Genomic DNA, 202 nt, shown 5'->3' with positions numbered 1-202 from the left:
TCTTTTTAATCGTGACTGTGCCAATTCTAGTTGGGATATGATTAACCAGACGCTCTTTGATTAGCCTTCTAAAACCAGCAATGCAGACGATACCCAGTTTAGGCAGTTTAATATGTTCAGCATCAATAAATCTAGCTGTCCCGTTATCAAGAAAAGCTTCTTTTTGCTTAGGATATTGACAGTTGGTCTGATATGACCAGTC

The 202-nt window shown here is 38.6% G+C and carries 1 pseudogene; it reads right to left on the bottom strand.

Annotation, left to right across the window (positions count from 1 at the left end):
• Positions 1-202: pseudogene (locus tag JEM49_RS08660) on the bottom strand (RNA-guided endonuclease InsQ/TnpB family protein); the annotation flags it as partial.

This window comes from Lactobacillus sp. A27 (genome assembly GCF_016742815.1).
GTDB classification, from domain to species: domain Bacteria; phylum Bacillota; class Bacilli; order Lactobacillales; family Lactobacillaceae; genus Lactobacillus; species Lactobacillus gallinarum.
The sequence above is the reverse complement of the archived record's forward strand: the minus strand, read 5'-3'. Positions and strand labels throughout refer to the sequence as shown.